This is a genomic window from Flavobacterium nitrogenifigens (genome assembly GCF_003254565.1).
In the GTDB taxonomy this organism is placed as follows: Bacteria; Bacteroidota; Bacteroidia; order Flavobacteriales; family Flavobacteriaceae; genus Flavobacterium; species Flavobacterium nitrogenifigens.
This window is the reverse complement of record NZ_QJRI01000157.1, coordinates 1-25,670: the sequence shown is the minus strand read 5'-3', so window position 1 is coordinate 25,670 and position 25,670 is coordinate 1. Positions and strand designations below refer to the sequence as shown.

Annotated in this window: 20 protein-coding genes; 8 read left to right on the top strand and 12 right to left on the bottom strand. The window is 33.3% G+C overall.

Annotated elements, in window-relative coordinates; translation table 11 throughout:
* Positions 1-174 precede the first annotated feature (174 nt).
* Entirely contained in the window at positions 175-1,104 is a 930-nt protein-coding gene (locus DM397_RS02515; RefSeq protein WP_111376046.1) for an outer membrane beta-barrel protein, read from the top strand.
* Between the two features lie 201 nt (positions 1,105-1,305).
* Here the strand turns inward: DM397_RS02515 and DM397_RS02510 are convergent, their stop codons facing one another.
* The 4 genes from DM397_RS02510 to DM397_RS02495 form a co-directional block, all read right to left on the bottom strand.
* On the bottom strand, positions 1,306-2,301 hold the full coding sequence (locus DM397_RS02510) for a Gfo/Idh/MocA family protein (protein WP_111376045.1): 996 nt from the start codon (positions 2,299-2,301) through the stop codon (positions 1,306-1,308).
* A gap of 405 nt (positions 2,302-2,706) precedes the next feature.
* Positions 2,707-4,815, bottom strand: coding sequence for a prolyl oligopeptidase family serine peptidase (locus DM397_RS02505; RefSeq protein ID WP_111376044.1), 2,109 nt, complete (start codon positions 4,813-4,815; stop codon positions 2,707-2,709).
* A 195-nt stretch (positions 4,816-5,010) separates the two neighbouring features.
* Positions 5,011-7,218 carry a TonB-dependent receptor gene (locus DM397_RS02500; RefSeq protein WP_111376043.1) on the bottom strand — a complete coding sequence of 736 codons (2,208 nt, stop codon included), beginning with the start codon at positions 7,216-7,218 and terminating at the stop codon, positions 5,011-5,013.
* Positions 7,219-7,381: 163 nt separating this feature from the next.
* Entirely contained in the window at positions 7,382-7,735 is a 354-nt protein-coding gene (locus DM397_RS02495; RefSeq protein ID WP_167511655.1) for a hypothetical protein, read from the bottom strand.
* A 224-nt stretch (positions 7,736-7,959) separates the two neighbouring features.
* Between DM397_RS02495 and DM397_RS02490 the strand changes: the two genes are divergently transcribed.
* Positions 7,960-8,664, top strand: a complete 705-nt coding sequence (locus tag DM397_RS02490) for a porin family protein (RefSeq protein WP_111376066.1) — start codon at positions 7,960-7,962, stop codon at positions 8,662-8,664.
* On the opposite strand, the gene DM397_RS02485 is transcribed toward DM397_RS02490, so the two are convergent.
* On the bottom strand, positions 8,659-9,264 hold the full coding sequence (locus DM397_RS02485; protein ID WP_239457776.1) for a hypothetical protein: 606 nt from the start codon (positions 9,262-9,264) through the stop codon (positions 8,659-8,661). The genes DM397_RS02490 and DM397_RS02485 overlap by 6 nt on opposite strands.
* A gap of 723 nt (positions 9,265-9,987) precedes the next feature.
* Here DM397_RS02485 and DM397_RS02480 point away from each other — a divergent pair.
* The 4 genes from DM397_RS02480 (at position 9,988) to DM397_RS02465 (ending at position 14,700) form a co-directional block, all read left to right on the top strand.
* The gene (locus DM397_RS02480; protein ID WP_111376041.1) at positions 9,988-12,459 is read left to right on the top strand and encodes a bifunctional UDP-N-acetylmuramoyl-tripeptide:D-alanyl-D-alanine ligase/alanine racemase; all 2,472 of its coding nucleotides are present in this window, start codon (positions 9,988-9,990) and stop codon (positions 12,457-12,459) included.
* A 68-nt stretch (positions 12,460-12,527) separates the two neighbouring features.
* Positions 12,528-12,905: a large conductance mechanosensitive channel protein MscL gene (gene mscL, locus DM397_RS02475; protein ID WP_111376040.1), complete on the top strand. Its 378-nt coding sequence runs from the start codon at positions 12,528-12,530 to the stop codon at positions 12,903-12,905.
* Positions 12,906-13,081: 176 nt separating this feature from the next.
* Positions 13,082-14,071: an aspartate-semialdehyde dehydrogenase gene (locus DM397_RS02470; protein ID WP_111376039.1), complete on the top strand. Its 990-nt coding sequence runs from the start codon at positions 13,082-13,084 to the stop codon at positions 14,069-14,071.
* A 119-nt stretch (positions 14,072-14,190) separates the two neighbouring features.
* Positions 14,191-14,700, top strand: a complete 510-nt coding sequence (locus DM397_RS02465; RefSeq protein ID WP_111376038.1) for an SMI1/KNR4 family protein — start codon at positions 14,191-14,193, stop codon at positions 14,698-14,700.
* Positions 14,701-14,772: 72 nt separating this feature from the next.
* Here DM397_RS02465 and DM397_RS02460 read toward each other — a convergent pair whose 3' ends face one another.
* The 4 genes from DM397_RS02460 to DM397_RS02445 form a co-directional block, all read right to left on the bottom strand.
* Positions 14,773-15,090, bottom strand: a complete 318-nt coding sequence (locus DM397_RS02460) for a 2Fe-2S iron-sulfur cluster-binding family protein (RefSeq protein WP_091490641.1) — start codon at positions 15,088-15,090, stop codon at positions 14,773-14,775.
* 59 nt (positions 15,091-15,149) lie between these two features.
* Positions 15,150-15,629: a hypothetical protein gene (locus DM397_RS02455; RefSeq protein WP_111376037.1), complete on the bottom strand. Its 480-nt coding sequence runs from the start codon at positions 15,627-15,629 to the stop codon at positions 15,150-15,152.
* A 214-nt stretch (positions 15,630-15,843) separates the two neighbouring features.
* Complete coding sequence (locus DM397_RS02450) at positions 15,844-16,083, bottom strand: NifU family protein (RefSeq protein WP_008466263.1); 240 nt, start codon at positions 16,081-16,083, stop codon at positions 15,844-15,846.
* Positions 16,084-16,309: 226 nt separating this feature from the next.
* Positions 16,310-17,437, bottom strand: coding sequence for an Mrp/NBP35 family ATP-binding protein (locus DM397_RS02445; RefSeq protein WP_111376036.1), 1,128 nt, complete (start codon positions 17,435-17,437; stop codon positions 16,310-16,312).
* Positions 17,438-17,855: 418 nt separating this feature from the next.
* Between DM397_RS02445 and DM397_RS02440 the strand changes: the two genes are divergently transcribed.
* Positions 17,856-19,457, top strand: coding sequence for a L,D-transpeptidase family protein (locus DM397_RS02440; protein ID WP_111376035.1), 1,602 nt, complete (start codon positions 17,856-17,858; stop codon positions 19,455-19,457).
* Positions 19,458-19,523: 66 nt separating this feature from the next.
* On the opposite strand, the gene DM397_RS02435 is transcribed toward DM397_RS02440, so the two are convergent.
* The 3 genes from DM397_RS02435 to DM397_RS02425 all read right to left on the bottom strand — a co-directional run bounded on the left by DM397_RS02435 (position 19,524) and on the right by DM397_RS02425 (position 24,181).
* On the bottom strand, positions 19,524-21,953 hold the full coding sequence (locus DM397_RS02435) for an ABC transporter permease (RefSeq protein ID WP_111376034.1): 2,430 nt from the start codon (positions 21,951-21,953) through the stop codon (positions 19,524-19,526).
* 133 nt (positions 21,954-22,086) lie between these two features.
* Positions 22,087-22,794, bottom strand: a complete 708-nt coding sequence (locus DM397_RS02430; RefSeq protein ID WP_111376033.1) for an ABC transporter ATP-binding protein — start codon at positions 22,792-22,794, stop codon at positions 22,087-22,089.
* A 142-nt stretch (positions 22,795-22,936) separates the two neighbouring features.
* Positions 22,937-24,181, bottom strand: a complete 1,245-nt coding sequence (locus tag DM397_RS02425; RefSeq protein WP_111376032.1) for an efflux RND transporter periplasmic adaptor subunit — start codon at positions 24,179-24,181, stop codon at positions 22,937-22,939.
* A gap of 160 nt (positions 24,182-24,341) precedes the next feature.
* Between DM397_RS02425 and DM397_RS02420 the strand changes: the two genes are divergently transcribed.
* The coding region (locus DM397_RS02420; protein ID WP_111376031.1) for a sigma-54-dependent transcriptional regulator at positions 24,342-25,670 on the top strand (1,329 nt) is incomplete at its 3' end.

Here is a 25,670-nt window from a genome sequence, read left to right as displayed (position 1 = left end):
TTTAACAGTTAAAATTTGAACAGATGTTAAATTTTTATGTTAAAAATATGCATGCATAATACTTTTTTAGTAATATTGCCCAAAATTACAACGTTTTCGTTCCAAGTCTAACTTTGCAAACTATAAGAATGTGTTAAAATATTCTATGTTTGTACTAATCAATAAATCAAAATTATGAAAAAGAACCTATTTTTATTAGGATTATTAGTTTGCTCTATGGCCACAATGGCGCAAACAGAAAAAGCAGAAAAACCAGAAAGCTGGTATTTCAAATTAGGAGGATCATATTTCAACCAAACGGCTTCAACTGAGTTTCCAACTGTTGGAGGGCATGATGCAATGGATAGAACTTATGTAGGAGGAAAATTAGTATCTGAAAAAAGTATTACAGGTTCTTTCGGACAAGGTTTTAGAACTGGACTAACTGCAGGATACCGTTTTTCAACTCGTATAGGAGTTGAATTAGGAGTTAATTATTACACTAGTCATGATAAAACAATGGCTCAAACAACATCTGATCAGCCATACATTGCAGCTTCAGGGACTTATAATTTTAAATCAGTTGGTCAAATTACAGCTTTTGATTTAGCACCTGCAATTGTGATGTTTTTAGGTGAATCTAACGGATTTGAGCCTTATACTAAAGTTGGGGTTTTAGTTCCAATTCATGGAGATTTAGAAATTAAAACAGATGCTGTTGCTCCAATAGGAGTTAATCCAGGTACTGGTGCTCCAGTTTTTGGAAATGTTCACAGTGTTGATAAAGTAAAACCAAACCCAACTATCGGATTTACTGCTGCAGTGGGTACAACTTACAAACTTACTTCACATCTTTCTGCTTTTGCTGAATTAGAGTACCGTAACTTTACTGTACATGGTAAAACAAAAGAAACAACAGAATTTACTGTAAACGGAAATGATGCCTTAGCTTCTAGAACTACAGCTCAAATTCACACTAATTATAGAGATGGTTTAGATGTAAATTCAAATAATGCTTTAACAAATCCAAATGGAGTTAATAAAGACAAACCAATGGACGAGTTAAGTTCTTACGTTGGTATTTCTGGATTAGGATTAACATTAGGTATCAAATACAGCCTATAATCTTTCCAATTTTTTTTATAGTTTATAGTTTGCAAAAAGAGGATATTCGAAAGAATATCCTCTTTTTTATACACATTTTTTGTCATCCTGACGAAGGAAGGATCGCACTAGTGACTCGTCAAAGATTGACGATTTAGATTGTGGAGTTTCAAGTGTGATCCTTCCTTCGTCAGGATGACAAAAGTGTATTTTGCTTAATAATTATAATTTCGAAGTTCTAAATTCCTTCAAAACTTGATCAATAACCCAAGTGGTTCTAGCCGCAGAAGTTCCTTTAGATGGAGAAGCGCCTTCTTTTCCTAATAATTCAGTTATAACAGTTTCAATAAACGGCTGCTGAATATGTAATGGATTTTCTATAGTAATAGTTTCTTTTTCTCCATTTGCGTATTGAATATGAAGCGGATCATTTCCAAAAGTAGAGAACGAAATTTTTCCTTTATCACCTACAATTTCGGTATTGTCATAACGTTCAAAACTTGCAAAATTCCAAATACCTGATCCATGAATTCCATTTTCAAATAAAAATGACATGGAAACAGCATCCTCGGCAGGATAAGCCATTAGCTGAGAAGTAGCATGCCCACGAACTGATTTTATCGGACCTAAAACAAAATCTAGGAAATCTAAAGTATGGCAAGCTAAATCGACAAAAATTCCGCCACCAGAAATATGTGGCAAAACGGTCCACGGAAGATTGATTTCGTCATCGTAACGTGCTTCAAAAGGATGGTACAAAACACAATTGACATGTCTGATAGTTCCTAATTTGCCTTGATCAATAATTTCTTTTATTTTTAAAAAACGAGGCAAAGCCCTCCTGTAATAAGCTACAAATAAGGGAACATTATGTTCTTTGCAAGCATTGATCATTTCGTTGCATTCTTCAAAAGTCAAAGCCATTGGCTTTTCTACATAAACAGGTTTTCCTGCTTTGGCACATAAAATAGTGTATTCTTTATGAGAAGATGGAGGAGTGGCGATGTAAACAGCATCAACTTCTGGATCATTTATTAAATCCTCAGCGTTAGAATACCATTTTGGAACATTGTGGCGTTTTGCATAATCTTCAGCAAGAGCTGCATCTCTTCGCATTACTGCCACTAAAGCCGAGTTTGGAGCTTTCTGAAAAGCAGGCCCGCTTTTTACTTCGGTGACATTCCCACAGCCAATAATTCCCCATTTTATAATTTCCATTGTTTAAGTTTTTAGTTTCTCAAATTTAAAAGAAAATTAGCCACGAATTCACGAATTTGTTTTAATCTGAATGTTTAAAAAATCTGTATCGAATTATGCGAATTAATTTCACGCAGATTTAAAATAATTTTAGCAGATGCTCGCAGATTTTTTTAATTCTATCTGCTAAATCTGCAGAATCTGCGTGAAAAAAAATAAAAGCCACAGATTAAAAAGATTTTCACAGATTACTAAAGTAAACGTATAGATATTAAAATCATTTTAATCTGTGGCAAAAAAATATATAAATGTGATTTTCTTCAATTTAAATTAGTGGAAATTAGAGTAATTAGTGGCAAAATAAAAAGCCACAAATTCACAAAAAAATTCGTGAATTCGTGGCTTAAAAAATTTCAGCTTAAAGTATTACTTCTTTGGTAATGCTTTAAAACCCATATTATAAAGCGTGAAAGCTTGGATATCTACATTCTCTTGAATTGTAGCGGCAACAGATTTTCCTGCGCCATGTCCTGCTTTAACATCAATTCTAATTAAAACCGGGTTTTCTCCTGTTTGTTTTTCCTGTAACTCAGAAGCAAATTTAAAACTGTGCGCAGGAACTACACGATCGTCATGATCTCCAGTAGTTACCATTGTTGCAGGATAATGAGTTCCTTGTTTTACGTTGTGAACTGGAGAATATCCTTTTAAGTATTCGAACATTTCTTTGCTGTCTTGAGCAGTTCCGTAATCAAAAGCCCATCCAGCACCTGCTGTAAAAGCATTGTAACGAAGCATATCCATAACTCCAACTGCAGGTAAAGCCACTTTCATTAAATTGGGACGCTGAGTCATGGTTGCACCAACCAATAAACCTCCGTTAGATCCTCCGCGAATAGCCAAATAATCAGATGAAGTATATTTTTGTGCAATTAAATATTCTGCAGCAGCAATAAAATCATCAAATACATTTTGTTTTTGCTGTTTTGTTCCTGCGTCATGCCATTTTTTTCCGTATTCACCGCCACCTCTTAAGTTAGCAACTGCATAAACACCGCCGTTTTCCATCCAAACTGCATTAGCAATGCTAAAACTTGGAGTTAAGCTAATATTGAATCCGCCGTAACCATAAAGGATTGTTGGGTTTTTACCGTCTAATTTTGTTCCTTTTTTATAGGTAATAATCATCGGAACTTTTGTGCCGTCTTTTGAAGTATAGAAAACTTGTTTTGATTCGTAGTCTTCACTTTTGAAATCTACTTTTGGTTTTTGATAAACTTCAGATTTGCCAGATTTTGGTTCCAAAGAATAGATGCTTCCAGGAGTTGTATAATTGGTAAAGCTGTAGTATAAAATTTTATCTTCTTTTTTACCACTAAATCCGCCAGCAGTTCCAACTGCAGGAAGTTTAATTTCACGAACTAATTTTCCACTGTAATCGTATTGCTGTACAAACGAAACAGCATCTTTAGTATAATTAGCAAAGAAATATCCTGCACCAGTTGAAGGTGATAAAATATCTTTAGTTTCCTTAATAAAATCTTTCCAATTCTCCGGTTTCGGATTTGCAGCATCAACCGTAACAACGCGTTTATTAGGAGCATTAAGATCGGTTTCTATAAACAGTTTGCTGCCTTCGTTTTCAATAATGCCACTATCGCTGTTAAAGTTATCCAAAATAGTAACAATTGGGCTGTTTGGCTTAGTTAGATCTTTAATGTACAGTTCATTTCCGTAAGTAGAATTAGCCGCTGTAATTACCAAATAACGATTGTCTTCCGTTACATAACCGCCTACATATCTTCTTTTTTGGTCGGCACCAAAAATTACTTTGTCCTCTTTTTGAGAAGTTCCCAATTTGTGGAAATATAATTTGTGCTGATCTGTTTTTGCAGACAATTCACTTCCTTTTGGTTTGTCATAACTAGAGTAGTAGAAACCTTCATTTCCAAGCCAAGAAATTCCGCTGAATTTTACATCAACCAAAGTATCTTCTAAAACTTTTTTAGAAAGCGCATCAATAATGATAACTTTTCTCCAATCACTTCCTCCTTCAGAGATTGAGTAAGCAGCTTTGTTTCCGTCTTTAGAAAAATTTAAACCGCCAAGCGAAGTTGTTCCGTCTTTAGAAAAAGTATTCGGATCTAAGAAAACTTCTTCTTTCCCTTTTTCATCTTTTCTATAAACAACAGATTGATTTTGGAGTCCGTTGTTTTTTGAATAGTAAGTGAATTTTCCTTCTATGAATGGAGCCCCAATTTTTTCATAGTTCCAAAGTGTCTCCATTCGTTTTTTAAGCTCGTCACGAAAAGGAATTTTATTTAAATAAGCATAAGTAACGTCGTTTTCAGCTTTTACCCAAGCGCCAGTTTCAGCAGATTTATCATCTTCTAACCAACGGTATGGATCGCTTACTTTGGTATCAAAATAAACGTCAACAGTTTCCCCTTTTTTAGTTTGCGGATATTGCATTTTGCCCTGCCCAAATGATATTCCTGCGGTTGTAATTGCCATTAATAAAAATGTTTTTTTCATAGTTAGTTTTTATCTGTTGTAACAAAAATAGTACTTTTTGTGAGATATGTTTAACGCAAAGTTCGTAATGTTTTTAATCTCGCAAAGACGCGAAGTCGCAAAGAATTTTTAAAACTTTGCGTCTCTGCGTCTTTGCGAGATTCTTTTAAAAGTTACTTAATAAATAAAGCTTAGCGTACTTTGCAATTAAATTAATTATAAGTTGAAATTAACTCCCAAAACGATATTTCTTCCAATATTCGGAATACCGTCTGTTTTTAATCTAGAAAGGTGTGCAATATATTTTTTATCAAATAAATTGTTTCCATTTAAGTTAATATCAAAAGCCGTTTTTCCTAATTTAACAGTCCCTCCAAAACCTAAATTCACCAAAGTATAACCTTTAGAAGCTGTTTCGAAACCGCTTACATTATCCTGACTGAAAGTTGAAGAAACATTAAGAGAAGCAAAACCTTCGCTTAGCCAGTTTTTGATGTTAAATTCAGTTCTAAGCGTATTATTCCAGTTGTTTGCAGGAATCAAAGGCAGATAATCTTTGTTTTCTTTTTTACCTGTAACCGTTTCAAAACTAGTTTCAAAATGCAACCAGTCTAACGGGTGAGGGTGAAAATGTAGGCCAACTTCTCCACCATACAATTGTGCATTATCTTGAACATAAGCAAAAACATCATTATTATCTCTAACTTCTCCAGTTGGCGAAGTGTAGATATAATTGTTCACGTGATTATAGAATCCGTTTACAAAAAATTCAAAGTGCGTGTTTTTGTATTCTAAGTTCAAATCGGTCTGAACGTTTTGTTCTGTTTTTAGATTTGCATTTCCAATTTCGTAACGGTTTGTTCCTTCGTGAACACCGTTTGAAGTTAATTCGGCTAAATTCGGAGCTCTAAATCCTGTCGCAACATTCAAACGAAGCGTCAACGGTTCTGCCAATTTGGTTTTATACCCCAATGAAGCATTAAAGCTGTCAAAAGATCGATCTAAAGCTTGAAAGTAGCCTTCTTCGCCTTCAATTCCGTGAGCGATCGAAGTGATATTTCGATTGTCAAAACGCAATCCAGCTTGAATAACGCTATTGTCCCATTCGTAATTTGCAGTTCCGAAAACTCCAAAATCGTTTGTTGTAGCATCTGGAATCAAATATTCTTCCCCAGAATTTTTGTTGGTCTGATGCATTCCTTGAACTCCTAAAATAGTTTCAATTTTTCCGAATTTAGGAAAATGATATTTAGCGTTATAATTGAAAGTGTTCAATTTCATGTGAAGAGAAGCTTCATTACTGTCTTCAAATTCGCTTCTATCGTTAGCAATATATCCTAAATCAACATCCAATTTTGAGTTTTCAAAAAAGATAACATTGTTTAAACTCAATAAATGATTAAAAATTCCTTGTCTCGGAAATTGAGTGTCTTTGCTTGACGATTGTTCTGCAATTCCATCCTCTGGAATTCCGATGTCCAATTTGTTGTAGTTGTATCTTAAAACACTTGAGAAACTTGAATTGCTGTAACCGATACCGGTCTTAAAATCAGTTTCGTTATAACGAGAATTGGTTACGCGGTCTCCACCAGCAATTTTGTAATCAGAATGCGTATTGTAACTTCCACGAGCTAAGAATTTCCAGTTATCTGTAGAAGTTTTTAATCCGATAGAAGAATTGCTTCCTTGCGTATTGGTAAAATATTTTTGGCTGAAATTAGCTTTAAAATCGCCAGCATCAGCAAATTTTTCAGGATTGAAATATAAAACACCTCCCAAAGCATCAGAACCATATAATAAAGACGCTGGGCCTTTGATAACTTCAACGCTTTCAATTCCAGCATCATTCAAACCTAAACCATGCTCGTCTCCAAACTGCTGGTTTTCGATACGAACACCTTGAGAATAAACCAAAACACGGTTACCGCTTAATCCTCGAATTACAGGTTTTCCGATAGAAGTTCCTGTTGAAATCTGAGAAACTCCCGGAATCGTTGCCAAACCTTCAATCAAAGTTGAGGTTCCTTTTTGCTGTAATGTTTTAATGCTTTCATGCTCAATCTTCATTACGTTCTGCGATTGCAGTTTGTTGAAAGGTGTTGAAACTACTACTTCATCCATTTCTAAAATAGATTCTTCAAGCGTAATATCTAAAGTATTTTGCTTCAGTAATTTTGCAATTGTTTTGTTTTGATTGGCATATCCAACATAAGTAAAAGCAATGCGAAGACTTCCGTTTGGAAGATTATTCAATTCGTATTTTCCGTTAGCGTCTGTAGTGGTTCCTTTATGTAATTCTGGAGCATAAACAGAAACTCCTGGCAACGGATTATTCTGATTGTCGGTTACGGTTCCTGAAACCGAATTTTGAGCAGAAAGCATGCCCGAAAACCCTAAAATAAGGGCAATTATAAATTTTTTCATTTGAAAATGATGCTATAGTTAAATTGATTTTTTTCTTCGAATGAAAACCAAAAACTAACAATAAAGCATTCTGACCCTAATGGATAAAAATTAGGATTAGGAAACTCAATGTTTTTTGAATTTAAACTGAAAGAAATGTGATGTTTTTTCGAATAATCGAAACTTAAGAAACTATAGCCACAGGGGGACCTCGTAAGAAGTACGAAGTGTTTGAAACAGAAAAAATCTTCTCTGAAAACGGAAGGAAATAAGGTGTTTCTCTATCAAATGAATGAAATTCAAAAGAGAAATTTTGCGGAAGAATAAAAGACTCAAAAGCAAAATGACAAACAAAACAAACATCATAATCATGATGCTGATGCGTTATTTCGCCACTTGGATCATTATAATTGTGATGGCACTGTTTTTCTGAAAGCTGTTTTACAATATGCTCATAACTGTGTATCGACTGAAACAATATCGAGAACAATATTGTGACAGCAAAAGATAAACTTAATATGAGCTGCTTTCTTTTCATGCTTTGCAAAGGTATAAAAGATAAAAAGAAAATTGATTAAATTTTTGTTTCAACGAATTGATTTATTGAAAGAAATGCAGCAATTAATTTTATTCGCAGTCAAAATGAGAATATTTTTACTTCTTATCTTTACTACAGAAAGCATTATATTATATTTGTATGTGAAATAAATGAACGTAGAGAAGCGTTTGTTTATAATCATTTCTCTAAAACCAAACCACGATATGCGAATTATTTTTAGCTGTTTACTTTTACTCACTTTTTTTAACTCTTTTGCGCAAGAAGACGTTAAGTCTGAGGTAAAACCAGTTGTAAAAATAGATTCTTTGTATCGAGAAGATCAGTTTTATTTTTCGGTTACCTATAATATGTTTACCGATATACCAATCGATTTCAAACAGAATAAGTTTTCTCTAGGGCTTTCAGGAGGTTTCTTGCGAGATATGCCAATTAATAAATCGAGAACCGTTGCCATTGCAGCAGGGTTAGGATTGAGTTATCAAAATTATTATCAGAATCTTACTATTTCTGAAGACGGATCAGGAAAAACAATATATGGAGTAAACGATTATGGGCAATTTGTGTCAAATCGTTACAGACAATATTCGGTAGATCTTCCAATTGAATTCAGATGGCGAAATTCTACTTACGAAAGCACTAAATTCTGGCGTATTTATGGTGGAGTGAAACTGAGTTATATCTTTTCGAGTGCATCTACTCTTGATGATGGTGAAACTAAATATAAAATCAAAAACAACGCAGATATCAATAAGTTTCAATACGGACCATATCTCGCCGCAGGTTACAATACCTGGAATGTCTATATATATTATGGTTTAAGCCCTTTATTTAAGTCGGCAACAACTTTGAATGGAGAAAAAATCAATATGAAAACCCTAAATGCAGGATTGATTTTTTATATTTTATAACCAGAGGTATAAAAATAAAAGCTGTGGCATTATTCCAATAAACAGTCCAATTAATATTTCTCTAGAAGTATGTGCATTCATTTCTAAGCGAGATGAAGCCACAATTCCCGAAAGTAAAATAAGCAAAGCTGGCCAATACGGATTATGGAGCTGAAGATGGATATTTAATCCGATCACAAAAATCGTTAACCCTGAAATTGCGACCATGTGAAGACTTGCTTTTGTTTTGAAAAGCACGCACACTAATGCCAAAATAGTGCTAAATAAAGCAGAAAGAAAAAAGAAATGAAGTTCAGGATAACGTGTAATTACAATACTTCTTTTTACCAATAAAATATACAGAAAGCATTGTAAAATAAGCGGAATTGTTCGTTCTGAGGTCTGACCAAGCATTATTGATTTTACGTGTCCAGTTGATTTTAATAGAAAATAAAATAAAACAGGAACAATAATATTGATGACCAAAATCTGTATTAAAACAAAATATTTTTCTTGCGTACTGAAAACATCATCTTTGTAAAATAAGTAAAACAAAGTAGCGTATGGCGATATAAAAATCGGATGTAATATATAGGAGAATATTGGAAGTACTTTTTTCAAAACATGGAAATTTGCAGTGTAAAAACAAATATAATCAATAAATGTTTTCTGCCACGAATTACACGAATTCGCACGAATTTTTTTCTACAGATTTCAGAATTAAAATCAGTGATAATCTTTTAATCTGTGGCTAAAATTTTTCACGCAGATTTGGCTGATCTAGCAGATTTTTTTTAATGTTTTCTGCCACGAATTGCACGAATTCGCACGAATTTTTTTCTACAGATTTCAGAATTAAAATCAGTGATAATCTTTTAATCTGTGGCTAAAATTTTTCACGCAGATTTGGCTGATCTAGCAGATTTTTTTTAATGTTTTCTGCCACGAATTGCATGAATTCACGCGAATTATTTTTTCTTCACATATTTTAAGGATTATAATCAGTGATAATCTTTTAAACTATGGCTAAAATTTTTCACGCAGATTTGGCTGATCTAGCAGATTTTTTTTAATGTTTTCTGCCACGAATTGCACGAATTCACAAGAATTTTTTTCTACAGATTTCAGAATTAAAATCAGTAATGATCTTTTAATCTGTGGATAAAATTTTTCAGGCAGATTTAGCAGGTCCAGCAGATTTTTTTTAAAAATTAATTTGTGTGAATTCGTGCAATTCGTGGCAAACCTAATTTTTCTGCATTTTCGAATAAATTGAATAATTAGTGAAAATTTGGGAAATTCATGGCAAACCTTTTTTTAAATTTGAAAAAAAGAAATTCCTAAATGAGCCTAAATTTAAAAAGCCTGGTTTCAGTACTTAATGCCAAATGGATTGGTACAAATGCTGATGTTTTAATCGATCATATTTCAATTGACAGCCGTTCACTTCAAAACGGATCACAGACTTTATTTTTTGCTCTGGCCGGTGTAAATAACGATGCTCATTTGTTTATTCCAGATTTAATAGAAAATGGCGTTCAGAATTTTGTGGTTCAGTATATTCCAGATGGATATATAGATAAAGCTAATTTTTTGGTTGTCGAGAATACGCTTCAGGCACTTCAAGAATTTGCGGCTTATTATAGAAATATTTTCCATTTTCCAGTGATCGGATTAACTGGAAGCAACGGTAAAACGATTGTAAAAGAATGGCTTAATTTTTTATTGAGTCCTGATTATAATATTATTAGAAGTCCAAAAAGCTATAACTCTCAAGTTGGAGTTCCGCTTTCTGTAATTGGTATTAATGAAAAGCATAATTTAGGCATTTTCGAAGCTGGAATTTCGACAGTTAACGAAATGATTAAGTTGGAGAAAATCATTAAACCTACAATAGGGGTGCTAACAAATATTGGAAGTGCGCACGATGAAGGGTTTTTAAATTTGGTACAAAAGATTGATGAAAAATTACTTTTGTTCAAAGATTGTCCGATCATTATCTATCAGAAAACAGAAGTTGTAGAATCATGCCTAACCCAGTTTGCGGCAGAATATATGATTCATCCTCGAAAGCTTTTTTCGTGGAGTTTTACAGATAAAAAAGCAGATGTTTTTATTGAAAAAAGAGAATATAAAAATGACCATACTTTTATTGAATATCATTATAAAAATGAAATTTTCAATTTAGAAATTCCGTTTAACGACTCGGCTTCTATAGAAAATGCGATTTCTTGTTTATTGGTTTTACTGCATTTTAATTATGATCAGGAAACCATTCAGAATAGAATTCAGATGCTGTATCCTGTTCGAATGCGTTTGGAAGTGAAAAACGGAATCAACAATTGTAGTATTATTGATGACAGCTACAGTTCTGATTTTCAATCGCTAAAAATTGCTTTGGATTTCTTAGAAAGCCAGAAGAAAAAAGGCGCATCAAAAACCGTTATTTTATCAGATATTTTTCAAAGCGGGTTTACCAATGAAGAATTGTATTCTAAAGTTGCCCAGTTAATTTCAGACAATAAAATTAACCGCATAATTGGTATTGGACCAACTATTTCTTCTTTTGCGGCTAAGTTTCTAAACAGCACCATGTTTGAAAATACAGCCAATTTTATTGCAGCAATTGATAATTTTAATTTTCACAATGAAACGATTTTGATAAAAGGAGCAAGATCTTTTGAGTTTGAAGAAATTGTTTCGTTACTGGAAGAAAAAACGCATGAGACCATTCTCGAGATTAATCTAGATGCTATCAGCCATAATTTTAATTACTATAAATCAAAGTTGGCACCAGGTGTCAAAATGATGGTTATGGTAAAAGCATTTGGCTACGGAAATGGAGGTTTAGAAATTGCTAAACTTTTAGAACATCATAAAGTAGATTATTTGGGTGTGGCTTTCGCCGATGAAGGAATATCGTTGAAAAATGGTGGAATAAAAGTCCCGATTATGGTTCTAAATCCAGAATCGACGAGTTTTCCATCTATGATTCAATATCAGCTAGAACCTGAAATTTATAGTTTGAAAGGATTAAATGCCTTTTTGAAAATTGCCCGCGAAAAGAACTTAAAAGATTATCCAATTCATATCAAAATGGATACAGGAATGCATCGTTTAGGTTTTGAAAACAATACAATCGACGAATTAATTGCGACTTTAAAAGGAAATTCAACTGTTCGTGTGCAAAGTATTCTATCGCATTTGGCAACAAGCGATGACCCGAAACATTTTGATTTTGTGAGACAACAGATTGCCTTGTTCGAAAAACTTTCTTCAAGACTAATGACAGAATTAAACATTAACCCAATCCGACATACTTTGAATACTTCAGGAATTAGTAATTTTCCTGATGCACAATACAGCATGGTACGTTTAGGAATTGGATTGTATGGCGTTTCAAACGATCCAGCAGAACAGAAATATCTGGAAAATGTTGGAACCTTAAAATCTATTATTTCTCAAATTAGAACTATTCCAGGTGGTGACAGCGTAGGTTACGGACGCCGTTTTATGGCAGATGCAGCAACCAAAATTGCAACCATCCCGATTGGTTATGCAGATGGAATTTCGAGATTATGGGGAAATGAAGTAGGATATGTAACAATCAAAAATCAGAAAGCCAAAATCGTGGGAAGTGTCTGCATGGATATGCTGATGGTTAATGTAAGCGATATAGAATGTAAAGAAGGAGATTCGGTAATTATTTTCGGTGAAAGCCCTACTGTAATAGAGATGGCAGTAGCCTTAAAAACAATTCCGTATGAGATAATGACGAGTATTTCGCAACGTGTTAAGAGGGTATTTTTTAGATAATATTAAGAATTTCCAATAAAATTGCGTATTTTCGATATTCATTTATTATTCAACTAAACAGATCAAGTATGGGATTTTTTTCAGAATTTAAGGAATTTGCAATGAAAGGCAACGTGGTTGACCTGGCTGTCGGGGTGATCATTGGAGCTGCTTTTGGTAAAATTGTCAGCTCATTTATTGAAGATGTAATCACGCCATTGCTGTTGAAACCAGCTTTAGATGCTGCACATTTATCGACTATTGAACAATTAACTGCTTTTGGAGGTGTAAAGTACGGAGTATTTATATCGGCAGTAATTAACTTTATAATTGTGGCTTTTGTTTTATTCCTGATAATTAAAGGAATGAACCATGCAAAAAAGAAAGATGTTGCCCCACCGCCTCCAGCTGGACCAACTCAAGAAGAATTATTGACACAGATTAGAGATTTATTGAAAAATAAATAAAAATATAATACCGCTACACTAAGTCTAATTTAACCGCCTTCTAAGAGGCGGTTTTTTTTACAAAATGTTTATTTTATAACATTTTGTTATTTTTTGTGAATCGCCTTGCCATAACTTTTATTATACTTACTTTTGCCTTACTAAATTAGATTAATTGATTATTTAAAAATATAAAAATGAGAATTGCAGTTGTAGGCGCTACTGGAATGGTAGGCGAAGTGATGCTTAAAGTATTAGCAGAAAGAAATTTTCCTGTTACAGAATTAATTCCTGTTGCATCAGAAAGATCAGTTGGAAAAGAAATTGAATACAAAGGAACTAAATATAAAGTAGTAGGATTACAGACAGCTGTTGATATGAAAGCTGATATTGCTGTTTTCTCTGCTGGAGGAGATACTTCATTAGAATGGGCTCCAAAATTTGCTGCTGCTGGAACAACTGTTATCGACAACTCTTCTGCATGGAGAATGGATCCAACTAAAAAATTGGTAGTTCCAGAAATCAATGCTAACGTTTTAACTAAAGAAGATAAAATTATTGCAAACCCAAACTGTTCTACTATTCAAATGGTAATGACTTTGGCTCCTTTGCACAAAAAATATAACATTAAAAGAATCATTGTTTCTACTTACCAATCTATCACAGGAACTGGTGTAAAAGCAGTTAAACAATTAGAAAACGAGTACGCTGGAGTTCAAGGTGAGATGGCTTACAAATATCCAATTCACAGAAACGCAATTCCACATTGCGATAGTTTTGAAGAAAACGGATACACTAAAGAAGAAATGAAATTAGTTCGCGAAACTCAAAAAATCTTAGGTGATAACACTATCAGAGTTACTGCTACTGCAGTTCGTGTTCCAGTTGTAGGTGGACACAGCGAAGCGGTAAACGTTGAGTTTACTAATGATTTTGATGTAAATGAAGTTCGTGAAATTTTACATCATACAGATGGCGTAACGGTACAAGATAATTTAGATACTTTTACATACCCAATGCCGTTATATGCAGAAGGTAAAAATGATGTTTTTGTTGGAAGAATCCGTCGTGACGAAAGCCAGCCAAATACATTGAACATGTGGATCGTTGCCGATAACTTAAGAAAAGGAGCTGCAACAAACACAATTCAAATCGCTGAATATTTAATTAAAGCTGGTTTGGTGTAATTGAGAGATTAAATAAAATTGTTATAAAGGGAAAACCGTAATTGCAGTAATGTAATTACGGTTTTTTTGTGAGAAATATTTTCAATAAATAGTAACTTAGCAGTTAAAATTTAAACCTTATGAATTTCGATAAGTATAAAATAATTCCTAATTACAACACCAATAAAACAGATCTTTTTACCGCTGATGAAGAAGATATCTTGGCTTGCGAAAAAACATTAAATATAACCTTTGATGAAGATTATAAAGAATATGTTCAAACATACGGAAGCGGGATTCTCGGAGGAACTTATGTAAGAGTTTATCTTCCTGAAACTATTGTTTTAACTTTGGAAGAATGGAAAAACCGTATTACTGAGTATTGGTTTTGGGATGAAGGAAAAGAGGTTTTAACGAAAGAAGAAGTGCTAAACTCTATCCGAGTTGGAGATACTTTTGATGGTGATGAAATTATTCTCTTAAACAATCAATATTATATTCTGCCAAGATATAGCGAAATGATTTATAAAGCTGGAAATACGTTGGAAGAAACAATTACCTGGTTGTGTTCTGCAGGAATTTTGACAGAAGCTTTTTCTGAAAGAGAATTTGAACCTTTTGATCCAAGCGTTTTTTTAAATTCTAATTAAAAAAAAATCCAAATTCCAAGTGCACAAAATGCATTTTGGAATTTGGAATTTTAAATTTTTGGAATTTATTTTCTAGTATTCAGGTGCCAATTCTAATTCCAATCCTTCTAAATCTTCAGTAATTGGAATCTGACAGCCTAAACGGCTATTAGACTTAACATAAAATGCTTCCGAAAGCATGGCTTCCTCATCGTCACCCATTTCTGGCAATGCAACGTCATTTAGAACATAACACTGGCAAGAAGCACACATGGCCATTCCTCCACAGGTTCCTTCAACAGGAAGTTCGTATGCTTTGCATAACTCCATTATATTCATTGCCATATCGGTTGGAGCTTGCAACTCATGTATAACTCCTTCGCGATCTTTAATTTTTATTAATACATCCATTTTAATTATTGGAATTTTACTGTGGAACTTGAAAACGTGTCCAAGCTCTTTTATTAATTTTAACTTTTCTCTTTTAAGCTAAAAGCATATTCTTTTCGATTACCGTCTTTAAGGCGCATTTTTACGCCAATAATATTACCTCCTTTTTCTAGTATCGTTACTAGAGAGATAACAGAATAATAATCTTTGTCAGCCTGGAAAATTAAAGTCCCTTCATAAGTAGAGTTTAAAACCCCTTGCTTGTCTGTTTGTGCACTAATTTTTCGAGGATGCGAAAAATCAGCAGAACTATATGTCGCCCTATTTGAAAACTTTGCTTTTCCGTCACAAAGGTCATATAAGAAATCATAATTTCCAATTCTTAAAGCGCCTTCTTCGGTTTTCCCATTTGTAGAAAAAATGATTTGTCCTGAATATTGAAAATCTGACCATTCTTCAGATTCATTTACCCAAGCTTTTTCAGCAAAAAGTGTTTGGCCCTGTTGTGCATTTACAGCGCTTAAAAAAAATAATAAAAAAAGAGCGTAAAAGTTTCTCATAAGTTTAAGATTTAAGGGTTATGTTGACAAATTTAAGTTAAAAATGTAACAATTCCTTAACAGAAACTCTTAAAACTTTGCATTGTTTTTTATGAATGTGGTAAAAAACGTCTTTTTTTCAGTGTTATTTTATTGTTTTTTCAATTAAATAATAAAACACTTATTATTCTTGTTAAACTATGACGGTTTAATTTTGAGGAAAAACAACGATTTGTTACATCACATTTACCACAGTTTCTATTTGTGGTGCATATTTTTTTATAGTGGTTTCAACACCTGCTTTCAGTGTCATTTGATTAACACTGCAACTAATGCAAGCTCCTTCCAAACGAACTTTTACATGTTTGTCATCTTCAATGGAGATTAACGAAATATCTCCACCGTCAGATTTTAAGAATGGTCTTATCTCATCTAAGGCCAATAGAACATTGCTTGTTATTTCTTCTGTTGTCATAATATTAATGTGTCAATTAGAAAATGTGTCAATTAGAGAATCCTTTAAAATTATCTAATTTATCTCATTATCTGAATTATCTAATTATTAATGTGTCAATTAGAAAATGTTTTTAATTAGAAAATGTGCCAATTTAGATAATTATAAAATTCACTTTGTTGCGTGAAATTATCTCATTATCTAATTTTCAAATTATCTTATTAGTTTCATTATCTCAATTATCTAATTATTTTTTTACTGCCGAGCAACCAGCCATTGTTGTAATCTTGATGGCTTCTGTTGCAGGTAAGCTTTCGTTTCTGTTTACCGTTTCTTGTACAACATTTCTAGTAATTTCTTCGAACACTTTTTCTATTGGAGACGCTGTTTGCAATGCTGCTGGACGACCATAATCTCCTGCTTCTCTAATAGATTGTACAATAGGGACTTCTCCTAAAAATGGTACGCCTAAATCTTCAGCAAGGTTTTTAGCACCTTCTTGTCCAAAGATATAGTATTTGTTTTCTGGCAATTCTTCTGGTGTAAAGTATGCCATGTTTTCAATAATTCCTAAAACAGGAACATTGATGTTGTCTTGCATAAACATTGCTACTCCTTTTTTAGCATCTGCAAGAGCTACTGCTTGCGGAGTACTTACTACAACAGCTCCAGTAATAGGAAGTGACTGCATGATAGAAAGGTGGATATCTCCAGTTCCAGGAGGCAAATCAAGAAGCATGAAATCTAATTCTCCCCAATCTGCATCAAAAATCATTTGGTTTAATGCTTTTGCTGCCATAGGCCCTCTCCAGATTACAGCTTGACTTGGAGCTGTAAAAAATCCGATTGAAAGCATTTTGATTTCGTAGCTTTCAATTGGTTTCATTTTTGATTTACCGTCAACAGTTACAGAAACCGGTTTTGCGTTCTCAACGTCAAACATGATTGGCATAGAAGGTCCGTAGATATCAGCATCCAAAACACCAACTTTAAAGCCCATTTTGGCAAGTGTAACGGCTAAGTTTGCGGTTACAGTAGATTTTCCTACTCCTCCTTTACCAGAAGCAACTGCAATAATATTTTTGATTCCAGGAATAGCACGGCCTTTAATTTCCGGTTTTTCTGGAGCTTCTACTTTAATATTTACTTTTACTTTTGCATCAGGAGATATTAAATCATGAATTGTTTTTTTAATATCATCTTCAGCTCTTTTTTTGATGTGCATAGCAGGTGTATGCAATACAAGGTCTACAACAGCTTCATCTCCAAATGTAATAACATTGGTTACAGCACCGCTTTCAACCATATTTTTTCCTTCTCCAGCAATAGTGATGGTCTCTAAGGCTTTTAGAATTTCTTTTCTATCTAGTTTCATTGTAATGGGCTATTTTTTTATTCTCCAACCAGTCTCATAAGATTATATTTATTTAAACTGATTTTAGGGTGCAAAGATAACAGATTAAGTTCGGAAATTAAGCGTTTTTGAATTGTAATTATTGATATTGAGATTATTCAAAATTATTCAAAAGTATTTTTTATTGAAAATCATGATCAAGAATCATGAACCATTTAAATGTTGGGAGAAAAGTTTTTTAGATGTAAATGAATATTTTTTACGTAAGTTTTCTTTCAATTAAATAAAATTCTCACAAAACTTCGCTATATTTGATTACCCAAATCGATGATTACCAGACGTAAAAAAAAATATGTGAAAACTAAGGTTTTTTGAGTAATTTATTGGGTTTTCGGTATTTTTTTTAAAGTTGTTTCTACCAATTTAAAACTTTAAAAATATGCGAAATTTTACTTTTTCTTTAATTATTGTTACAGTCGGTTTTTTTGCATTTTCATTCAATTCATTTTCAAACAATGCTAAAAGCAAAGCTGATTTGACAAATCGAAAGTCTGTTGCTGTCATTACTCTTGACGCGACTTCAATTAATGCCTTTTTTAAAAAATATCCAAAACTAAAAAAATATCAGAAAGATGTTGAGGATATTTATAAGGCCAAGCAGTACAAATCTATTTGGTACGACGATAAAAGTATAACTGAATTTGGCTCATTATTATATCAGAAAGTAAATGTTCTGAAAGATCAGGGAATTGAAGAAAAAATGCCCTATAAAGAACAAATTGATGAGGCTTTTAACGAAAGCTCTTCAAACAAACCATCACAGCTTGATACCGAATTACTGCTTACAAGCATGTATGTATTCTATGCTAGCAATGTCTACTCTGGAGTTGATCCCGCGACATTGAAAAAAATAGGATGGTATCTGCCTGCAAAATCTATTTCATACACCCATATTCTAGATTCATTAATGGTAGATTCTGATCGATTGGACAAAGATGATAATCTTTTATTTAGCCAATACTACAGATTGAAAGATGCGCTGAAAAAATACCGTAAAATCGAAACCGATAATCTTTGGCAGAAGATTACAATTGACAGTGCTACTTTCAAAGATTTAAGACCAGACGATACAGCTATTGCGATAAAACAGATTAGACAGCGTTTATTTGCAGTAGGAGATTTAAAAAAAGATTCTGGAAGTGATATTTATGATGAAGAATTGATGGCAGGAGTTTTAAACTATAAAAAAAGATATAATTTGAAAATAAATTATGCCCTAACCAGAGATATTATCAATCAGATGAATGAACCAATTGGCAAGAGAATCAGAACCATTATGCTGAACATGGAAAGATGCAGATGGATTCCGACCAAACTGTCAAAGGCTGATGAATATGTTATGGTTAATATTCCGTCATTCAGACTGTTTTATGTTAAGGACGGGAAGTATGATTTGGTTTCGGATATTTTTGTTGGTAACAGACTTAGCGAGACTGTAATTTTCAGTGGTAATATGGATCGAATTGTTTTTAGTCCGTATTGGTATGTGCCTACTAGTATTATTCAAAATGAATTAAAACTCCAGATTGCGAATGATAAAAACTATTTAGAAGAACATAATATGGAATGGAACGGAGGTAAAGTAAGGCAAAAACCAGGGCCTAAAAATTCTCTAGGATTAGTGAAATTTATGTTCCCGAATCCAAACGATATTTACATGCACGACACACCTGCAAAAAGTTTATTCGAATTTGAAAAACGTACTTTTAGCCACGGCTGTATAAATGTGAAAGAAGCCAAACAGCTAGCATTGCATATTTTAAAAGATGATCCAGACTGGCCAGCGGATAAAATAGAAAGTGCTATGAATGGCGGAAAAGAAACCACTTGCATGCTTAAACGCAAAATTCCAGTTTATATAGGTTATTTTACCTGCTGGGTTCAGGACAATGGGGAAGTCAATTTTTTCCCAGATGTATACGATCGTGATCAAAGTCTAGACAAGCTGATTTATAACGATGCTGTAACGATGAAAGATTAAAAAATAAAAGCCCGACGGATTTTACTGAAATCTGTCGGGCTTCTTTAAAAAAAATGGTCTACAAGCTTATTCGTATTTTAAATATTTTAAAACATCTATTTTGGTTACCTGGAACGCTTTTGTTAAAACAATTACTAAAGTTAAAATCAAAAGAGAAATCAAGGCAATTACAAAAGGAACAGATGATATTCCAATTCTAAAAGCGAAATCTTCAAGCCATTTCTGTAATAATATATAAGCGGGAACAATCCCGATTGCAAATCCTATTAAACAGAAAACAATATATTGTTTCGACAATTCTTTTAAGAGTATATCTGTTTCGGCTCCTAATGTTTTTCTAATGGCGATTTCTTTCAGTCTTCTCTCCATCGAAAATGATGCCAAAGCGAATAATCCGAATACAGCAATTATGATTACGACTAAATTTAGAATGAAAAAGAGGTTTTTTTGTTTGACTTGCTCTTCATAAGTTTTTGCAAATCCTTTGTTAACAAATTCATAGTCAAAAGGATAGTCTGGGTTTACATTTTTCTCCCAATATAATTTCAATTTATCTAGCGTTTCTGTTAAATTATTTGGAGAAACCTTTACAAGTACACTACCAAAGTTATTCCATTTTAAAGTTTTAAGATTTATAAAAACCATTGGTGGAACTTTATTTTGCAATCCCATCAAATTAAAATCTTTCACAACTCCAACAATTTTAAACTTTAAATTGTCTCCATTGTTGATGCTCCATCCTGATGTAATAACCGTATTAATTGGATCTTTCAGGTTTAACATTTTAACCAATGTTTCGTTCATAAGCATACCGCTTATAGTATCTGAAGCGTATTGAGGAGATAAATCGCGACCTTTAACGATTTTAATTTTCATCATGTCTAGGAAACCAAAATCCATTTCAATGTTTTTTGGCTGTACAAAAATCCCATTGTGTTTAAATCCTGAGCTTGAACCCGAATTGCCTCCAAAAGCTCCAGCAAATGTAGTAACATCAACAACTCCTGGTATTTTTTTAATTTCTTGTTTTGAGACTAGGTAGTCATCAGTTCTTTTGAGTCTGTCTACGGTGTTAAAAGGAATAGAAATGACCTGATCGCCACTAAAGCCTAAATCTTTCTCCATCATGTATTTTACTTGAGAATTGACAATCAGCGCTCCAATGATAAAGAATGCCGCAATTCCGAATTGAAAAATAAGCATCGAATTCCGAATCCAAATACCGCTTTTGCTGCGAGAGAAATTACCTTTTAAGACCTTTAATGTTTCAAAGTTTGAGATATAAATCGCAGGAAAAATACCCGCAAGAACAATAACTAATCCAAAAATGAAAATGAGTTGCAGGTAGAATTCACTGCCATTCATAGTCAGTGTTTTGTTCAAAAAGGTGTTGTAATATGGTAATGAAAGTTCTACAATTGCCAAAGCAAACAAAATAGCTAGAGTTACAATTATGGCAGTTTCAAAAATAAACTGAATAATAATCTGGTTTTTTGACGCGCCTACAATTTTGCGTACGCCAACTTCTTTTGCACGTTTTATAGCCGATGCTGTTGCTAAATTGATGTAGTTTACCAATGATAAAACTAAAATCAAAACAGACAAGCCCGCCATGATATAAAGCAATTTTAGATTTCCGACGCCTTCAGGATAATTTTGTCCGGCAGAACTTTTGGTTCCGTAAAGGCGAGACGTTTTCAATTGATCTAAAATGACTTTTATTTCACCGTTTTCTTTAACATATTGTTCAACGGTCATACCGCTTTCTTTGGCATCTTTTACGGTTCTATTTACAAAATAAACATTTTGCATTTTCTTTAAAACAGTAGAAACATCTGCATTTTTCTTAGTTTTAATTAGTAAACCATAATTAAAATTTCCCCATGCATCAAGGTCACCTTCTCTTTTTACATCACTAAAAACAAAAGAAGGTTCTATAGATGATGGTTTGCTAATGCGGTATACCGATTTTATGGTATAGTTTTTATTTCCATAAGAAATAGATTTTCCAATAGGATCTTCATTTTTAAAGATTAATAATGCCTGCTCTTCAGAAATTGCAACACTATTTTTTTCTTTTAGAATATTGCTTTTAGCGCCTTTAATAATTTCAAAAGGGAAAAAATCAAAGAAATTTTCATCACTAGAGAGGATGTCTTTTGTCATCAGTTTTTGATCCTGATATTTGATTATGTCTTCATCGTACCAAGTATGAAAGAAGCACACATTTTCTATTTCAGGAATAGAAGCCTTACAAGTCTCGCCAAACGGAATAGAATTGGAACCCCATGTATCTCCGTTGCTAAGTCTATTAAGGACCATATAAGTGTTTTCCTTTTCAGGATTCCATTGATCATAAGAATGCTCATTGTTCCAATACAAAATCGCAAAGATTACGCCCGCAATTCCGATGCTTAGTCCTAAAACATTTAAAAACGAAAACAGTTTGCTTTGCTTTAAATGATATATGAATATTTTAAACCAGTTAAAAATCATTTTGATGTATATTTTTTTAGTTGATATGGTTGTTTTTGGTAAACCTTTCGGTTTTTAAATCATAGTAAATATTTTGCACACCAGTTCTACCAGAACTACAAGTGCAGTAACAATAATTTTAATCATCACTTTATTATTTAGCGTCCATAAAAACATCAACATTTCGTTGATTTAACTTTTCAGAAAATATAACTCCGTCTTTCATATGAATGGTTCTTTGCGAAAAAGAAGCATCATAATCAGAGTGGGTAACCATCAAAATGGTAGCACCTTTCGCATGTAAATCGGTTAAAAGTTCCATAACTTCATTGCCGTTTTTACTATCTAAGTTTCCTGTTGGCTCATCGGCCAAAATAATTTTCGGATCATTTACCAAAGCTCTTGCAACGGCAACTCTCTGCTGTTGTCCTCCAGAAAGCTGTTGTGGAAAATGTTTCAAACGATGAGAGATATTTAGTTTTTCTGCAATCGCTTCAATTTTCTGTTTTCTTTCAGAAGCTTTTACGTTGTTATAAAGCAATGGCAATTCGATATTATCGTAAACAGAAAGCTCATCGATTAAGTTGAAGTTTTGAAAAATAAAACCAATGTTTTCTTTACGCACTTGCGCTCTACCTTTTTCTTTTAGACCAATCATTTCCTGATCTAGTAATTTGTAACTGCCGCCATCTGCACTGTCCAAAAGGCCAATTATATTTAATAAAGTCGATTTTCCGCAGCCTGAAGGCCCCATGATGGTTAAAAAATCTCCTTTTTTTATTTCTACGTTGATACCGCTCAAAGCAGCAGTTTCTATTTCTTCTGTTCTAAAAACTTTGGTTAAATTCTGAATTGTGATCATAATTTTTAAGGTTTTGAAATGTTATTAAATTCGTTTTTTGATTGATGATTGAAATGATGATTGTTTTATTTGTTTTTTGTTGTTTCAAGTTTCAGGTTTCAAGTTGGTTACAACGTAAACTTGAAACTTGAAACAAAATAAACTATTCTTTATTTAGAGAAAGTTCTTCAATATCTTTATAGTCGGTATAAGAAGAAGTAACCACAGATTCGCCTTCTTTTAAGCCTTCTAGAACCTCATAATAAGAAGGATTTTCGCGCCCTAATTTGATATTTCTTCTTACTGCTTTATTTCCGTTTACTACAAAAATCCATTTTCCTGCTGCTTCCTGATTAAAGGCTCCTCTCGGAATAACTAAAGTTTTGTTCTTTTCAGATAAAATCAATTTTACGCCAAAGCTAAGTCCGTCCTGTAAAACAATGTTTTCTTTAGACGCAAAAGCCAATTCTACAGTAAATCTTCCGCCTTTAACCTCAGGAATTACTTTAGTAACAATAACTTCAAGATTTTTCCCTTTAAATTCTACTTGTCCTTTTAATCCTTCTCTAAGTTTTTCCAGATAAAATTCGTCAACTTCGGCAGTCAATTTGTATCCTTTATTAGAATCAATTTTTCCAATGCTTGCGCCTGCTTGAAAAGTTTTTCCTAAAACAGGTTCAAAAGAAGTCAATCGTCCTGTTTCTGGTGCTGTGATTAGAAAGTTCTTTTTGTTATTTCTAAGAATATCCAAGCTTTTTTCCATAGTCTGGATCGAACGGTTTATCTGAGAAATCTGAACCTGATTGCTTTGTTTCTCTTTTTGAATGCTCTGTTGAATTGTTCTTTTACGTTCCTCCTGAAAACGAAGGCTTTCCTTAAAAGTATTCCAGTCATTTTTAGAAATTACGTCTTTCTCATACAGCTTTGCATTCATGTCGTACAATCTTTTTGCATCGTTGTAATCGTGTTCAATTAAAACTAAATCTTTGTTTAAGTTTAATTCTTGATTCCTAATGTTTAATTTTCCAGTATTTAAATTGTTGATTTGCTCAATAATAGCTGTCTCTTGAGTCAGGTAATTCAATTCAGTATTCGGATTGTATAAACGAGCCAGCGATTGTCCTTTGGTAACCATTGCACCATTTTCTACAAAAATCTCTTTTACAGAACCGCCTTCGGTAACGTTTACCAGCATTACATTCAAAGGTTCTACTTTTGCCTGAAAAACAACGAAATCTTCAAAAAAGGCTTTTTCTGCTTTTTGAATTACCAATTCGTCTGCTTTTACATTTAAAGTTCTTTTGGTGTTAAAAGCAAAAACTGAGATGGTAAGCAAAACTAAAAAAACAGCAATTGCTATTGCGAGATATCTAAATTTTTTATTTTTACGAGGAATTACCGTGTCCATTTTATAATTTATTTTACTGATAATCAATAGGTAAATACTGTGCCATAAAATTTATTATTTGTAAAGCGTTGATTTTAAAGAGGCTTCAGAAAATACTTCAAAAAAGCAGTGTCCGATAATGAACAGTTGACCGTTCGGAAGCGGACAGAAAAAAGACCAAATGAGAAAAAAACTAGCCCAAATATTAGTTGTCGACGATCAGGAAGAAATTCTTTTTTCTGCAAAAATGATTCTTAAAAAGCATTTTGAAACCATTTTTACAACTAATAGTCCTAAAAAAATCATTTCAATTTTAAGCGAAAATGAAATAAATGTGGTTTTATTGGATATGAATTATCGAATTGGTTTTGAAGATGGGCGCGAGGGAATTCATTGGCTGAAAGAAATTAAAACGCTTTCTCCGCGGACAGTCGTTATTTTAATGACCGCTTTTGGTAAAATTGAAACTGCTGTAGAAGGTATTAAAATTGGAGCTTTCGATTATGTTTTAAAGCCATGGAATAACGAAAAACTGATCGAAGTTATTGATAAGGCAGTTGCAGAAAGCAGAAAAAACAGTAAAAAAACAGCTGAAAAGGTAGAAAAAACTGAAAAGAAATATTTTGTCGGAACTTCAGCCAAAATAAAACAAGCATATTCTATGGCTGAAAAAGTAGCTAGAACAGATGCTAATGTTTTGATTTTGGGTGAAAACGGAACAGGAAAGTATGTTTTTGCTGAATTTATTCATCAGCATTCGGAAAGAAAAAATGAGCCTTTTGTACATGTCGATTTAGGTTCTTTGAGTGATAATCTGTTTGAAAGCGAACTTTTTGGCTACGCCAAAGGTGCTTTTACTGATGCTAAAATAGATACTCCTGGCCGTTTCGAAAATGCGTCAAACGGAACGATTTTCTTGGACGAAATCGGAAATATTCCACTTCATCTTCAAGCGAAACTGCTTCATGTTTTACAAACCAAAACCGTAACTCGTTTGGGGGAAAGCAAACCAAGACCGCTGAATGTTCGTGTTATTGCTGCAACCAACAGCGATATTAAAACCGAAGTGAAAAATAAGACTTTCCGTGAAGATTTGCTGTACCGAATTAATACCATGGAAATAAATCTTCCCTCTTTACGCGAAAGAAAAGACGATATTGTACCAATGGCCAACTTTATTCTAGAACAGATTGCCGAAAAATACAATCAGGAAAATTGGCGTTTTGAAGATAATGCGGGGTCTTATCTTGAAAAATATCCTTGGAAAGGGAATGTTCGAGAAATGGAAAACAAGATCGAACGTGCTTTGATTTTGGCTGAAAACAACACCATTTCTGTAATGGATCTGGATATTTTGGACTTTGAAGAAATTCAAGAAAATGATGAAAACCCGTTATCGGAAATGGAGAAAGGTGCAATCGAAAAAGCACTTTTCAAGCATAACGGAAACATTAGTAAAACTGCCGAAGAACTCGGGTTGTCGCGCGCCGCGTTATACCGCAGAATAGAA